Source organism: Serratia sp. GW822-FHT06D09 (genome assembly GCF_058799515.1).
On sequence record NZ_JBXALO010000003.1, the window covers coordinates 29,531 to 44,334 of the forward strand.

Sequence of the window (14,804 nt, forward strand, 5' to 3'; positions counted from 1 at the left end):
TTATCGAAAAATCTATTAGCCTACGGCCGGCAGGATACCGCTGGCGATACCCACCTGAATGGCAATCACCGTCACCCCGCAGACAAACACCACCGCCAGCGCCGGAGTTCCCCCCCAGACGCGGTATTTCGCCTGATGCTGTTGACGCGTTTTCCACACCAGCATTGACGGTAGCAGCAACGCCAGCACTGCCAGCGCGATGGCGGCGAAGCCCAGCGCCAGCACAAAGCCACGTGGATAGAACAACGCGAAAGCCAGCGGCGGCAAGAAGGTGATGGCACCGGTCTGCAGACGGCCTCGTACGTTATCCTGGCGCTTGAACAAGTCGGCCAGGAAATCAAACAGCCCGAGCGCTACCCCCAGGAAGGAAGTGGCCAGCGCCAGATCGGCAAACAAATGCACCGCCAGTTCGACATGTGGGGAAGCCACGACGTCGCGCACCGCCTGCAACAGGCCGTTCAGACCGGCTTGCTGTGCCAGGATACCGACGAAAGTGGTGGAGCTGATGCTGCCAAGCGTGGCCAACTGCCAGAAAATATAGGCTATCAGCGGAATGGCGCTGCCGATAATAAACACCCAACGCAGCTTGCGGATGTTGCCGCCCATGTAGTTCACGATGCTTGGCACGCTGCCGTGAAAGCCGAACGACGTGAAGATCACCGGAATGGCCGACAGCGCCAGCCCTTGCTCCAGCGGGAGCGTCATCAGGTTGGTCTGGTGGATATTGGGCAGCATCAGGCCCAGCATGACAATCAGAAACACCACTTTGGCGCTGAACAGAATACGGTTAAACAGATCGACCGAGTGGGTACCGATGCAGACTACGCCGCCGGCCACCAGAGTAAACAGCAATACGCCAAGCGTGGTGGGGAAGTCCTGCGACGTCCACTGGCTGATGCTGGCCGCCAGCAATTCACCGGCGCCGCTGATATAGGCGGCAGTCAGGGCATACATCAAAAACATCATGCTGAAGCTGGTCAGCCATTGACCGCCGCCGCCGAGGTAGCGCTTTGCCAGGGTACCGAGGCCGGTATCGGCCTGTTCATGTTGATAGACTTCGACCAGCAGCAGCGCGGTATAACACATCAACAGCCACAGGCCGACTAACAGAGCCAGGGTGACGCCGAAGCCTACACCGGCCGCCGCCAACGGCATTGCCAGCATCCCGGCGCCGATGGTGGTTCCTGCTACGATAAATACACTGCCAAGCGTGCGATTTTTCACGTTTTTCTCTATCAACCAAAGATTTTGGAAAATTATAGGTAACTGATTCTAAGTGCGGCAGGATAGTTGATGGAATATTTCGTGTCAAACGGGCGTTACGGGTGCTGTTAACTTATCTTTACGATATTGCAGGCTGCGCTATCTCGCAAAAAAATGCCTTTAACCGAAATTAACTGGTGGTGCCTAGTGAAAACTTATTTACAGGCTTCTATAGTGGAAAGATCGGAAAATGTGGGAGAGATCAATGTTAAGGGTGGAGATGCTCAGCACCGGTGATGAGGTGCTACACGGGCAAATTATAGATACCAACGCCGCCTGGCTGGCAGACTATCTGTTCCAGCAGGGCATGCCGATGAGCGGCCGTGAAACGGTGGGGGACAGTCTCTCCTCTCTGATCGAAACATTACAGGAACGCAGTCATATCGCCGACGTGCTGATTGTTAACGGCGGTCTGGGGCCGACCAGTGACGATCTCAGTGCTCAGGCGGCCGCGACCGCCTGCGGCGTCGAGCTGGTTGAACATGCTGAATGGATGGCGCGTATCGAGGCGTATTTTGCTGAACGCGGCAGGCCGATGGCGGCCTCAAACCGCAAGCAGGCGCAGATCCCCGCTAACGCAGAGATGCTCGACAATCCGGTTGGCACCGCCTGCGGTTTTGCTTTGCAACTGAACCGATGCATGATGTTTTTCACGCCCGGCGTGCCATCTGAATTCAAAGTGATGGTCGAACAGCAAATTGTGCCGCGCCTGCGTCAGCGTTTTACCTTACCGGCACCACCGCTGTGCCTGCGGTTAACCACTTTTGGTACTTCGGAAAGCGATCTGGCTGCTGAGCTGGACGGCATGCCGCTGCCGCCGGATGTGGTTCTGGGTTATCGTTCCTCCAGCCCGATCATTGAACTGAAGCTGACCGGCCCGGTTGCCCAGCGTGCGGCGATGGAGCAGGCGTGGGAGCGGGTTCGTCAGGTTGCGGGTGATAACACCCTGTTTGAAGGAACCCTTGGCCTGCCGGCAGTACTGGCACAGCGGTTGAATCAGCAAGGGTTGAAGTTGGCGCTGAGCGAACAGTTCAGCGCCGGGCTGATCAATCTGCAACTGCAAAGCGAAGGGGCGCCGTTGGCCGGTGGTGAATTGTTGCCGTCGCACTGCGTGGAAACGCTGGAAACCACGTTGGCGCGCGCTCGTTCGTTGGCGGAACTGACCGGAGCGCAGCTGGCATTGGCGGTCAGCGCCATGAGCGGCGATCGGGTGAGCATTGGGCTGCATACGCCAAAAGGCAGCATCGGGCAGACGGTACGTTATCGGGCTGCGCGGCATAGCCTGCGGTTAAGGCAAGAGTCGGTGGCGATGCTGGCGCTAGACATGCTGCGGCGGTGGCTGAACGGTGGGCCGGTATGCGGCAGGAATGCCTGGCTGGAGACGCTGGAGATTATCGAATAGGGAGGCTTGAGACTGTTGGTCTTGGGCATTGTGTGGCAAGGCGGATAGATGAAAGCCCCAAACTGTATTGACTCTCAATCAGAATGGGGCTGCACATACCGCCTAGACACCGTTACGCTAGCCTCTTCACAGCAAGGAGGCAAGCATGCAGTTAAAGCAGGTGTTTCACTCGTTAGCCGTTGTATCTATTACGATTTTGGTATTTATACCCGTCGTCTTTCAAGCTGCAGCGTTGTTGGCTGTAACTCGAAAGTCATAGGGTATATTCAGGTGATGGAAGGATGTTCTTGAAAATCAGATTTCCAACTCGATATCCGTCAGCGGCATGCAACAGCAAGGCAGGATTTCACCCTGGTTGATAAACGCCAATGGCTGTTGGCGGTAGGTCACTTCACCTTTTACCAGCTTCAGGCGGCAGGCGCCGCAGTAGCCGGAACGGCACTGATACTCCACCTCAACGTCGTGCAATTCGAGCACGTCGAGCAGGCAATTTTCACTTTTGGGGCAGGCAAGCTGCGTACCCGTGGTACGCAGCGTCACGATTGATGATGCCATCGCTTAGAGTTCGAAGTCGCTCAGGTCGTCGGCATGGACTTCCGAGTCGATCTGCCCTACCAGGTAGGAGCTGACTTCCACTTCCTGTGGTGCAACCTGCACGTTGTCGGAGACCAACCAGGCGTTAATCCATGGGATTGGGTTAGAGCGGGTGGCGAACGGCAGGCCAAGGCCCACTGCCTGCATGCGGATATTGGTGATGTATTCCACGTACTGGCACAGAATGTCTTTGTTCAGGCCGATCATCGAGCCGTCACGGAACAGGTATTCCGCCCACTCTTTTTCCTGCTCGGCCGCCAACACGAACAGATCGTAGCACTGTTGCTGACACTCAACGGCGATTTCTGCCATTTCCGGGTCATCGGCACCGGAGCGCATCAGGTTCAGCATGTGCTGGGTACCGGTCAGATGCAGCGCTTCGTCACGGGCGATCAGCTTAATGATTTTGGCGTTGCCTTCCATCAGTTCGCGTTCCGCAAAGGCAAATGAACAGGCGAAGCTAACGTAGAAGCGGATGGCTTCCAGCGCGTTAACGCTCATCAGGCACAGATACAGCTGTTTTTTCAGCGCGCGCAGGCTAACGGTAACGGTGTTGCCGTTGACCTGATGCGTGCCTTCACCCAGCAGATGGTAATAGCCGGTCATCTCGATCAGATCGTCGTAGTAGCCGGAAATGTCCTTCGCACGCTTGAGGATCTCTTCGTTGGTGACGATATCGTCAAACACCAGCGCCGGATCGTTAACGATATTACGGATGATATGGGTGTAAGAACGTGAGTGGATGGTCTCAGAGAATGACCAGGTTTCCACCCAGGTTTCCAATTCCGGGATCGAGATCAGCGGCAGCAGCGCCACGTTCGGGCTGCGGCCCTGAATCGAATCCAGCAGCGTCTGGTATTTCAGGTTGCTGATGAAAATGTGTTTTTCATGTTCCGGCAACGCCTGATAGTCGATACGGTCGCGGGAAACGTCAACCTCTTCCGGGCGCCAGAAGAAGGACAGTTGTTTCTCAATCAGTTTTTCGAAAATTTCATGTTTTTGCTGATCGAAACGCGCAACGTTAACCGACTGGCCGAAAAACATCGGTTCCAGCAACTGGTTGTTTTTATTCTGAGAAAATGTGGTGTAAGCCATAAGCCTGAGTCCATCGTATCGTGGCTAAATGAAGGGGCCGGAAGAGTTCCGGCCCGCTGTTTCAAACTTTAGATCTTGCAGGCGCCGCTTTCGCAGTCATCATCGCCGCCCTTGGCCGGCAACAAATCTTCCTGGACGTCTTCCGCGCCGTCGCGGGTGTTCTGGTAGTACAGCGTCTTGACACCAAACTTGTAGGTGGTGAGCAGGTCTTTCAACAGCTGCTTCATTGGCACCTTGCCGCCCGGGAAACGGGTTGGGTCATAGTTGGTGTTGGCAGAGATCGACTGGTCGATAAACTTCTGCATCAGACCGACCAGTTGCAGGTAGCCGTCGTTGTTCGGCATTTCCCACAGCAGCTCGTAGTCGTTTTTCAGACGTTCGTACTCCGGCACCACCTGGCGCAGGATGCCGTCTTTCGACGCTTTGATGCTGATGTGACCACGTGGCGGCTCAATGCCGTTGGTGGCGTTGGAAATCTGCGAAGAGGTTTCCGAAGGCATCAGCGCCGACAGGGTCGAGTTGCGCAGACCGGTTTCCTTGATCTCTTTACGCAGGGTTTCCCAGTCGTAGTGCAGCGGCTCCTGGCAGATGACATCCAGATCTTTCTTGTAGGTGTCGATCGGCAGGATCCCCTGCGAATAGGTGGTTTCATTGAACCACGGGCAAGCCCCTTGTTCCTGAGCCAGACGGTTTGAGGCCTTCAGCAGGTAATACTGGATAGCTTCGAATGTCTTGTGAGTCAGGTTGTTGGCGCTGCCATCGGAATAACGCACGCCGTTTTTCGCCAGATAGTAAGCGTAGTTAATCACGCCGATACCCAAGGTGCGACGACCCATGGCGCCACGGTGTGCGGCTTTGATTGGGTAGTCCTGGTAATCCAGCAGGGCGTCCAATGCGCGCACTGCCAGGGTAGCCAGCTCTTCCAAATCGTCCAGGCTTTCGATGGCGCCCAGGTTAAAGGCGGACAGCGTACACAGGGCGATTTCGCCGTTTTCGTCGTTGACGTCGTCCAGCGGTTTGGTCGGCAGGGCAATTTCCAGGCACAGGTTAGACTGGCGCACCGGCGCGATCTGCGGATCAAACGGGCTATGGGTGTTGCAGTGGTCAACGTTCTGGATGTAGATACGGCCGGTAGAGGCGCGTTCCTGCATCATCAGCGAGAACAGTTCGACCGCTTTCACGCGTTTCTGGCGAATGCTGTCGTCTTGCTCGTACTTGGTATACAGACGTTCGAACTCGTCCTGGTCGGCGAAGAATGCGTCATACAGGCCCGGGACGTCAGAAGGACTGAACAGGGTGATGTCCTGGCCCTTGATCAGGCGCTGGTACATCAGGCGGTTCAACTGCACGCCGTAGTCCATGTGACGAACGCGGTTGCCTTCAACACCACGGTTGTTTTTCAGCACCAGCAGGCTTTCAACTTCCAGATGCCACATCGGGTAGAACAGCGTCGCTGCACCACCGCGTACGCCGCCCTGAGAACAGGACTTCACCGCGGTCTGGAAGTGTTTGTAGAACGGGATGCAGCCAGTATGGAAGGCTTCACCACCACGGATCGGGCTGCCCAGCGCACGGATACGACCGGCGTTGATACCGATGCCGGCGCGTTGCGAAACGTATTTCACAATGGCGCTGGAAGTGGCGTTGATGGAATCCAGGCTGTCGCCGCACTCGATCAGCACGCAAGAGCTGAACTGGCGGGTAGGGGTGCGCACGCCGGACATGATTGGCGTAGGCAGTGAGATTTTGAAGGTGGAGATCGCGTCGTAGAAACGTTTAATGTAGTCCAGACGGGTCTCACGCGGGTAGTTGGAGAACAGGCACGCGGCCACCAGGATATACAAGAACTGCGCGCTCTCGTAGATCTCGCCGCTGACGCGGTTCTGCACCAGATACTTCCCTTCCAGCTGCTTAACGGCCGCGTAGGAGAAGTTCATATCACGCCAGTGATCGATAAAGGAGTCCATCTGCTCGAACTCTTCAGTGCTGTAGTCTTCCAGCAGATGCTTATCGTACTTGCCCATTTCTACCATGCGCGTCACGTGAGCGAGCAGCTTTGGCGGCTCGAACTGACCGTAAGCTTTTTTACGCAGATGGAAGATGGCCAGGCGCGCGGCCAGATACTGGTAATCCGGCGCGTCGCGCGAGATCAGATCGGCTGCTGCTTTGATAATGGTTTCATGAATATCAGCAGTTTTGATGCCGTCATAAAACTGAATATGGGAACGCAACTCTACTTGAGAAACGGAGACGTTGTTTAACCCTTCCGCGGCCCAGTCGATGACACGGTGGATTTTGTCGAGGTTGATGCGCTCTTTACGCCCATCGCGTTTAGTAACAAGCAGACTTTGGTTCATGTGGTGTTTTACCTGTCCGTATGGTGCCCCTAAGCAGAAGTGTAGTAGCTCTGCTCAGTATGTAAACACTATATATAGGGGGTGTATGTCGGTGAGGTAACAAGATAGTGAGAAAACAGGGCGTTTGCAAGTGAACAAAAGTGGCCTAATTTGTGGATAACTTGGGGGTGAAATGTGACTTGTCTTTCGCAGTGCGCGCTGTGACTGGTGCGACAAGCTTGTCAATAAGCGGGATAAGATTTTCCCTATAATCAGAAAAACGTGATCGTTTGCCGCTTTATTAAACGTTAGAAAAAAACGGCATATTGTTAGCCATCAAAGTTCTAAAAATTCATAAACAAGAAGAACACTGGGCTGGCGCAATCTTTTGTCCAATGTCTGCCTGTGTGATTCCACGCAGCTACGTTACCCCAAAATGAGGACTGCCATTAACCACGGTTTCTCGTCCGTGCGATGGGGGCGATGGATATCAGACCAGAGATTGCGGGTTCCAGCCTTTGCTTTCGCAATAGAGCGTTTGCGCCACAATAGGTTTACGGGAGCTTTCATGTCGCCTCACTCCCGTAAATTGATCATTTTTAGACATCGACTGACGGCGGTTGATACGGCTAGCTTTCGCATCGCGTGGGGATCAGCACCTCTTTGCTTTGATATTTATAAGGAATAAAATATTCTTTATGGCCCTGTTCCTCACTTTTGCTTTTTTGCCCGGCTGCAATCGCCACCATCAATTGAGCGATTTCCAGAGAAAGCTGTTGTTGCGATATGGCCCCGCTTAGCAGCCGGCCGGCATCCACATCCATATCATCAATCATGTTTTCAAACGTTTGGCTGTTGCCGGTGATTTTTATCACGGGGGCAACCACGGAGCCCACGACGCTGCCGCGACCGGTGACAAAAAAGATAATATGGCTACCGCAGGAGATAAGATCCATCAGCCCTTCATTATCATTAGGGTTAGTGATGCCAAATTGCATCCAGTGAGGATCTGGCGTGCTATCAAGTAACCATAGGCCTTTTCGCTGGGGACAACCGCTGACTTTAAGCACGCCTTGGATGGGGCGAGAGCCGCTCTTTATTACGGCGCCCATGCTTTTTTCTTCGATTGTGGATAGTCCACCGGCAAAGTTTCCTGGACTGACCGAGTATTGCCTCACCGATTTGCAGTAATCGAGCGCCTTATTGTAGGTAGCAACGATTTCATCCTTAGCGCTTTCGGTTGCCGCGCGCTGGGACAAAATATCAATCAAGCCTATGGCTTCCACGATCTCTTCAAAAATTGCCGTCCCGCCCGCATCGACCAACCAATCAAAAAAGTTGCCCACCGCCACATTGCCCGCCAGCCCGCTGGTATAGTCGCTGCCCCCACACTCACTGCCGATAATCAAGTCTGCAAAGCCCATAGGCACTCGGCTGGTGCGCGTTAATTCTGTCTGCATTCTCCTGACATGCTCAACGCCTAACTCCACGCTGCCTTTTGTGCCGCCGGTTTGCTGAATATAGAACCAGGCCGTCGGCTTTCCTTCTTCTTTTGCGATATTGCTAAGCCACTCTGGCTGGATGTACTCACACCCTAACCCTACGGCAAGGACACCACCGACATTAGGATGGCGAATTAATGAGATCAGCATTCTTACGGCGTACTCATTGTCGGTACAACCGGAAAACCCAACCGCTTCAACTTCGGCGTCATTCACTTTTTCGGTTATCTTATCGGCCACAAAATGAGCGCATTCCACGGTGTAAATAACCAATATTTTATTGCGGATCCCCTTGGTGCCGTTCTGGCGCTGGTAACCTGACCACGTCACCGATTTCAGGCTTTCTAACTTATTCATATTTGACATCCTTAGGGGCACCGGTCACCAGATCCAGATGGGATGAGCGTTCGTCATAGTTGCTATGCATAACGTGCAGGTGAACCCAATCGCCGGTTTTTATCGCTTGGGTCGCACTGCCTATGTTGATGCCGTATTTAATGATGGGGTCGCCCATGGAAATGGGGCATAACGCTATTTTATGGCCGATATTGATATTCTCATTGGCGATGACGGTGTCATTCCCACAGCCGCGAACCGAGACTTTGCCCGTTTGTATGGGCGTTAGCGCCGTAGCGACATTATCAACGTCATTAATCTTGTATGCGACTTGCTCCATAATAGCCCTCCTGATCTTATTATTTAGACTGGATATTCAGTGCTATCACCAAGCAATAGCACTGGCTAATCAATCAGAAACCAATCAGAGCGCCACCATCAACCACCAGAACCTGACCGCTGATAAAGGCGGCTGCCTCTGAAGCCAAATAAGTAGCGGCCCAGCCAATGTCTTCTGGCTTGCCGAATTTCTTCATCGGGGTTCGTCCGAGAATTTTATTGCGGCGCTCATCATCTCCTTCAATGGCCTTCCGCAGCATGGGCGTGTCGATCCAGCCCGGGGCGATGCCGTTGACGCGTATGCCTGCTCCAGCCAGTTCGGTGGTCAGCGCACGGATAAGCCCCAGGTAGGCCGATTTCGCCGCCGCATAGCCGGCGACATAGGGCTGCCCGAGAAATGACGTCATGGAGGCGGTAAACAGAACGCTGGCATTGCCATGCCGCTTCATGTGCGGGACTAACGCTTTGGTCAAGGCAAACGCTGCGACAACGTGAACATCAAGAACGGATTCAAAATCCTCAACGCTCATCTCCTCGATGGGCTTTTTGCAATGGTTGCCCGCGTTGTTGACCAGGATGTCGATCTGCCCAACCTGGTCGAGCAAACCGTTCACCCATGCCTGGGTTTTGGTGGTTTCACTGACGTTAAATTGACTGTAGGTTGCCATAGGACCGAGGTTTTCAGCAGCCTGCTGAGCGAGTGGGCCATTGAGGTCGGCTATGATGACTTTTGCGCCACTGGCCACCATGCATTCAGCCATTGCGTAACCCAAGCCGCTGGCCGCGCCAGTAATTAATGCCGTTTTACCTTCGAGTGAAAATGCATTTTTTAACATAGTTATAATCTCTGATTAATTGCGGTTAAAAGGCGATAAGTATTTTAGTCACGGCACCAGGATCGGCTGCCCACGCCATAAAGGCTTCACCTGCCTGGTCGAGCGGGTAATGAGTGGTGATAATTGAATGCAGGGGATAGCGCTGTTGTTCCATCAAGGCCAGTACGGCGCGAAAATCTGCCACCGTGGCGTTTCGTGAGCCGCGGATATCCACCTCTTTCAGCAAAAAAAGCGCGCTGTTGTAGTTAACCGGTTTTTTTGCGTAGCCGACGTAAACGATGCGGCCAGAAAAGGCGACCAGTTCGAGAGATTGCTCGATTGAAGAGGTTTGCCCGGCGGCCTCAATGACCAATGCCGGGCCACGGCCTTCGTCGATCCTGCCCAGCTCGTCGGCGAGGTCGACCTTTGCCCCATTGAGGAATGAGCAAGCGCCGCAGGCCAGAGCCACGGCCTGTTTGCGATCGTCTATGTCTATGGCGATCACTCGTGCTCCCATTGCTGCGGCGGCGGCTATGGCCCCCAGACCAATGACACCGCAACCTATCACGGCCACCCATTCTCCAACCTGAATGGCACCACGACGGGCGGCGTGCAGCCCAACGGCCAGAGGTTCAACCAGAGCCAGTTCATCAAAGCTCAGGGCATTGCAAACAAGAATTTTATTCGCTGGGATAACCAGCCTTTGCGCCATACCCCCCTGACGCTGGACGCCGAGCGTTTGATTGTGCTTACAAGCGTTCGGCCTGCCAGCAAGGCAACTGCTGCAAACCCCGCATTCTGTGCAAGGCAAGACCACCACACGATCGCCCGGTTTGGCCGTCGTGACATTGCACCCTGTGCGGATAACTTCGCCGCTAATTTCATGGCCGGGGATGCAAGGGTAGACAACCAGGGGGTTAAACCCACGGTAGGTATTTAAATCGGAGCCGCAGAGGCCGACGCGCTGGACATCAATAAGAACATCATTATCACCGCATACGGCCTCAGGGATATCGACGAACTCGGTATGGGAATTTTTATCAATGGTTAATGCTTTCATTATTATTGTTTCCTCAGGTTTGTTAAGGTGTCCGTGAGAGGTTGTGTTTTTTTATTTGAATTAATGGGTTTGACAAATAACGCTACGCTTAATGCGCCGAAAATACCTACGACACCGGCTAATACGAAGGCTGAAATAAAACTGCCACCGCTGTATTGAACAATAAAACCGGTCAGAATAGGGGCGATCATGCCTGAAGTATTCGCCAGCAGGTGAACAAAGCCGCCCACGCCACCCACTTTATCTGCGGAAATACTGTCGGAAATAATAGACCAGGGCGATGATGCTGCCAGATACATAAAGAATATGCCGAATGACATCATAATGACGGCAAAGGTCACGGAGTCGACGATCCCGGCAATACAGATGCATACAGACGAGGCAATTAAACCGACAACAATAAGCAGCTTTCTGGAAAAAAGTAATCTTCCGCTTTTCTTGTAAATATAATCGGAGACAGCGCCTCCCATGACCATGCCCACACTGCCGAGTAACCACGGAATCGAGGAGGCAATGCTCATTTCAGCAATGTTCAGCCCTTTTGCCATTGAGAGGTAGCTGGGAAACCAGGTCAGGAAGAAATAAAGAATATAGTTGATGGCAAAGAACGCCATGCCGGTCGCCAAAACCAGTGGCTGTGTCAGATAAAAGCGAAACGGCAGCTTGGTCTGGGTATCATGGTTTACCGGCGCATTGTGCAGAGCCGTTTCAAACTCTTCAATTTCAATAGGTTGGGTTTTCGGGTGATCTTTAGGGTGGTCAGTAAAGTTTTTCAGCCAGAAGAAGGTCCACACAAAGCCAAGTGACATGAGGATGATAAAGGCCACTCGCCAGTTCCACATAATGATCAGGAATCCAACGATGGGGCCCGCGATAGCCCCTCCAAGTGGGTTGCCTGCATTGGCAATACCAATGGCGCGTGCGCGCTGGTGAATCGGGATCCAGTGGGTGATGACCTTATTGATGTTGGTGCTGACCGGGCCTTCGCTCATCCCAAAAATGACTCTAATAATAAATAGGATGATGTAGCTGAAAGCGACCCCTGTCAGACCACAGAATAACGACCAGGTAAGCATGGCAATGGCCATCACTTTGCGCGGGCCGTAAATGTCAGACAGGTACCCCCCGACGAAGTTAAATAAGGCATAGCCGAAAAAGAAGCTGCTCAGCATTACACCAATTTCAGCAGGAGAGAGTTGTAGATAATCTTTTATATAGGGCATGGCAACAGAAAATGCAGCCCGATCCAGGTAGTTAATAATGCTGGCTATAAACAAGAGTGTTATTATTTTATTTCTCTGTTTCATGATTGCATACTCATATTGTATGACTAAATATAAACCCACCTTGCCAATCAATATTATGGGCTTGGTGAAATCACATTACGCCAAAGGTTTCGAATGCCTCTACCGTGCTCATGCCATTGCTGATGGCCGTCCTGACGCGATTCTCTGTGGAGACTTTTTCTAATGCCAAACTAATGGCGTCACGTTCAACTTCTTGCGGGATGATTAATACACCATCGCGGTCGCCATAAACGATATCGCCTGGGTGTACCCTTATTCCGTTAAATTCAATAGGAACGCGATAATCGATCACCTTTCCTCTGGGGCCTTGATCTTGTGCATAAGTGCCGTGCGAGAAAGTGGGGAAATTTAATTCCAGAATTTCATTGCTGTCGCGTACATAACCATCAAGCACGGCGCCAGCCGCTTTCAGATGACGAGCCCGGGTTGACATCAGGCCGCCCCAAAGCGCGTAACGCAGAGAACTTCCCGTGGCGATGTACACCTCGTCTTCTTTCAACGAGTCCAGTGCTTCAAACATTAACCCAAAAGGCTGTTGGGTGATTTCGTTATGCCCAGAGCTGGATTTGAGCTCGTAGACATCGGCTTCGAGCACCGGCATCGCTCTGCCGGCAACCACCATATTCATCTGAAGCGGTTTAATGGAGGGGGCAAAAAACTGATGTAAAAATCCCATAGTATCAAGAATATCCCCCACAACGGCGGGGAACAGCTTGGTGCGCATCAGTTGGAACAGCTCTTTATCATTCGACCACATTTTTTTCTCCTGAAAAGACAATTTCTATTTGGCCTTAAGAGCAGGCTCGGGTGTTTGCACAGGAAAAATTACGCGCAACCTATCAACCTGTCAAACAGGTTGATAGGGATGATTTTATATATGATATTAAGCTCACATTTTTAGTAAAATGGCGGCGAGAACCGCCCGGAAGGGGCCGTTGATGGTGTTGAATTGTGGTGGTGGTCTGAGAGAAGAAAATATCGTGATGTTTTCTGCTTTGCTTTCATCTAGTTCATTTGAAGTTGTAAATTTTGGAGTCGTTTAAAATGGATACAAAGATGCCGATTCAGAGCCACACATTGTCCTCGCAAATCAAGCATTACGTGCTGGATATGATAAGCCAGCAACAGCTGACACCGGGGATGGCGGTTCCAAGCGAAGTAAAATTAATTGAGGAACTGGGTGTCAGTCGAGGGGTGATCCGTGAGGCATACCGTTCGCTATCCGCTCTGGGTATTCTGGAGATAAAAAGCGGTAAAGTCCCGCGGGTGAAAGCGTTCGACAGCAGCGTGCTTGAGCTTATTTTTGGCTTTGCCATCGCTTCAAACCAGGTGTCGGTCTCCCAGATTTTGAGCGTGCGCCAGTGGCTTGAAATCGGCAGTGCCGGCATGGCGGCGACCAACGGCAATGAGGAGGATTTTCGCCAACTGCAAGATGAGATGAAGCAGATTGAGGCGTGCATCTTTGACGCTGAAAAATTTATTCAGCATGACATTAACTTCCATCTCATTATTGCCAGGGCATCTCGCAATCCTCTGTCCGCTATTTTATTGCAATCCCTGCATGAACAACTCAGACGTTCTATCCATGCCGGTCTCGAAGCGCAAAGTGGAACCGACGCCGAAAGAAAACAGATTGTCTCTTTGCATCAGGATATTTGCGATTGCGTTTGCGCCAAGGACGCGGAAGGAGCGATGAAAGCGATGACGAACCATTTTAATACGGCGGTCAACTCTTTGATTGAAAAGGGCGAGAAGGCCAATGACGGGGCCTGAAGAAGGGCATTTATTTTTGTGCGGCGAGCGCTTAAACACTCACCGCGTTTGAGGGCAGCATCAGCCTTCGTGTTGAGTATGTACCATGTAGTTCACATCAACGTTGCCGCCCAGCTTGAAGTGGTCGGTGATCGGGTTGTAATGCAGGCCAATCATGTGTTTTTCGCGCAGCGGCGTGTGGTCGATCCAGCCGATCAGTTCAGAAGGGCGGATGAACTTCTTATGGTCGTGGGTACCCTGAGGGACCATCTTCAGAATATATTCCGCACCTATGACCGCCATCAGCCAGGCCTTGGTGTTGCGGTTGATGGTGGAGAAGAACACATGACCACCCGGTTTGACCAGGTGAGCGCAGGCGCGCACCACCGAAGCCGGATCGGGAACGTGCTCCAGCATTTCCATGCAGGTCACGACGTCGTATTTTTGTGGGTTGGCCTGGGCGTGGCTCTCTACCGTTTCCTGCACGTAATTCACATTCATGCCGGTTTCCAGCGCGTGTAATCGGGCCACTTGCAATGGCTCGGCGCCCATGTCCAAACCGGTCACTTTGGCACCTTCACGCGCCATGCTTTCCGCCAGAATGCCGCCACCGCAGCCCACGTCGAGGACGGTTTTATCAAAAATGCCGCCTGAACGTTGCAGGATATAATTCAGACGCAGCGGGTTGATACGGTGCAGCGGTTTGAACTCACCTTCCAAATCCCACCAGCGAGAGGCCACGGCCTCGAACTTGGCGATTTCCTGATGGTCTACGTTTTGCGCTTGGCTGGATGATTCTGCATTCATGGGCGTATTTGGCTCCTGGTTCTCGTTGCGCGGATTATACATGTTCCGGCGCAGCGCCGTCTGCGCCGATGCATTTTTAGCGCACATATATGCACAATTTCAGTGAATCGGCGGCGGTTATTTTCCCGTAAAGCGTGCTTTGTGATATAGTTTTACACCTTTGCCACTATGGCAGCGGGCAGATGAATCATTAGTA

Annotated in this window: 13 protein-coding genes; 2 read left to right on the top strand and 11 right to left on the bottom strand. The window is 52.7% G+C overall.

Going from position 1 to position 14,804, the window contains the following annotated elements; translation table 11 throughout:
- Positions 1 to 15: 15 nt before the first annotated feature.
- Positions 16 to 1,224 (bottom strand): tyrosine transporter TyrP, encoded by a 1,209-nt coding sequence (gene tyrP, locus AC1RKG_RS07780; protein WP_041414776.1) that lies wholly within the window; start codon positions 1,222 to 1,224, stop codon positions 16 to 18.
- Between the two features lie 244 nt (positions 1,225 to 1,468).
- On the opposite strand from tyrP, the gene AC1RKG_RS07785 reads away from it, so the two are divergent.
- Positions 1,469 to 2,665: a nicotinamide mononucleotide deamidase-related protein YfaY gene (locus AC1RKG_RS07785; protein ID WP_130016467.1), complete on the top strand. Its 1,197-nt coding sequence runs from the start codon at positions 1,469 to 1,471 to the stop codon at positions 2,663 to 2,665.
- Positions 2,666 to 2,959: 294 nt separating this feature from the next.
- On the opposite strand, the gene yfaE is transcribed toward AC1RKG_RS07785, so the two are convergent.
- From yfaE to AC1RKG_RS07830, 9 genes are all read right to left on the bottom strand, one after another.
- On the bottom strand, positions 2,960 to 3,220 hold the full coding sequence (gene yfaE / locus AC1RKG_RS07790) for a class I ribonucleotide reductase maintenance protein YfaE (RefSeq protein WP_048759285.1): 261 nt from the start codon (positions 3,218 to 3,220) through the stop codon (positions 2,960 to 2,962).
- Between the two features lie 3 nt (positions 3,221 to 3,223).
- Positions 3,224 to 4,354, bottom strand: a complete 1,131-nt coding sequence (gene nrdB, locus AC1RKG_RS07795; RefSeq protein ID WP_020827814.1) for a class Ia ribonucleoside-diphosphate reductase subunit beta — start codon at positions 4,352 to 4,354, stop codon at positions 3,224 to 3,226.
- 68 nt (positions 4,355 to 4,422) lie between these two features.
- Positions 4,423 to 6,711 (bottom strand): class 1a ribonucleoside-diphosphate reductase subunit alpha, encoded by a 2,289-nt coding sequence (gene nrdA, locus AC1RKG_RS07800; protein ID WP_020827813.1) that lies wholly within the window; start codon positions 6,709 to 6,711, stop codon positions 4,423 to 4,425.
- Between the two features lie 608 nt (positions 6,712 to 7,319).
- Entirely contained in the window at positions 7,320 to 8,549 is a 1,230-nt protein-coding gene (locus AC1RKG_RS07805; protein WP_128864604.1) for a UxaA family hydrolase, read from the bottom strand.
- On the bottom strand, positions 8,542 to 8,868 hold the full coding sequence (locus tag AC1RKG_RS07810) for a UxaA family hydrolase (RefSeq protein WP_020827811.1): 327 nt from the start codon (positions 8,866 to 8,868) through the stop codon (positions 8,542 to 8,544). Before AC1RKG_RS07810 ends, AC1RKG_RS07805 begins: the two co-directional genes overlap by 8 nt.
- Before the next feature lie 73 nt (positions 8,869 to 8,941).
- Complete coding sequence (locus AC1RKG_RS07815; protein ID WP_048759279.1) at positions 8,942 to 9,703, bottom strand: SDR family NAD(P)-dependent oxidoreductase; 762 nt, start codon at positions 9,701 to 9,703, stop codon at positions 8,942 to 8,944.
- Between the two features lie 25 nt (positions 9,704 to 9,728).
- Positions 9,729 to 10,742, bottom strand: a complete 1,014-nt coding sequence (locus tag AC1RKG_RS07820) for a zinc-binding alcohol dehydrogenase family protein (protein ID WP_187961699.1) — start codon at positions 10,740 to 10,742, stop codon at positions 9,729 to 9,731.
- Between the two features lie 2 nt (positions 10,743 to 10,744).
- Positions 10,745 to 12,049 (bottom strand): MFS transporter, encoded by a 1,305-nt coding sequence (locus AC1RKG_RS07825; RefSeq protein WP_493182597.1) that lies wholly within the window; start codon positions 12,047 to 12,049, stop codon positions 10,745 to 10,747.
- 70 nt (positions 12,050 to 12,119) lie between these two features.
- The gene (locus AC1RKG_RS07830; RefSeq protein ID WP_046373070.1) at positions 12,120 to 12,806 is read right to left on the bottom strand and encodes an RraA family protein; all 687 of its coding nucleotides are present in this window, start codon (positions 12,804 to 12,806) and stop codon (positions 12,120 to 12,122) included.
- A gap of 287 nt (positions 12,807 to 13,093) precedes the next feature.
- Between AC1RKG_RS07830 and AC1RKG_RS07835 the strand changes: the two genes are divergently transcribed.
- Entirely contained in the window at positions 13,094 to 13,822 is a 729-nt protein-coding gene (locus tag AC1RKG_RS07835) for a FadR/GntR family transcriptional regulator (RefSeq protein ID WP_122079890.1), read from the top strand.
- A gap of 60 nt (positions 13,823 to 13,882) precedes the next feature.
- On the opposite strand, the gene ubiG is transcribed toward AC1RKG_RS07835, so the two are convergent.
- Entirely contained in the window at positions 13,883 to 14,608 is a 726-nt protein-coding gene (gene ubiG, locus AC1RKG_RS07840) for a bifunctional 2-polyprenyl-6-hydroxyphenol methylase/3-demethylubiquinol 3-O-methyltransferase UbiG (RefSeq protein WP_115058429.1), read from the bottom strand.
- Positions 14,609 to 14,804 lie beyond the last annotated feature (196 nt).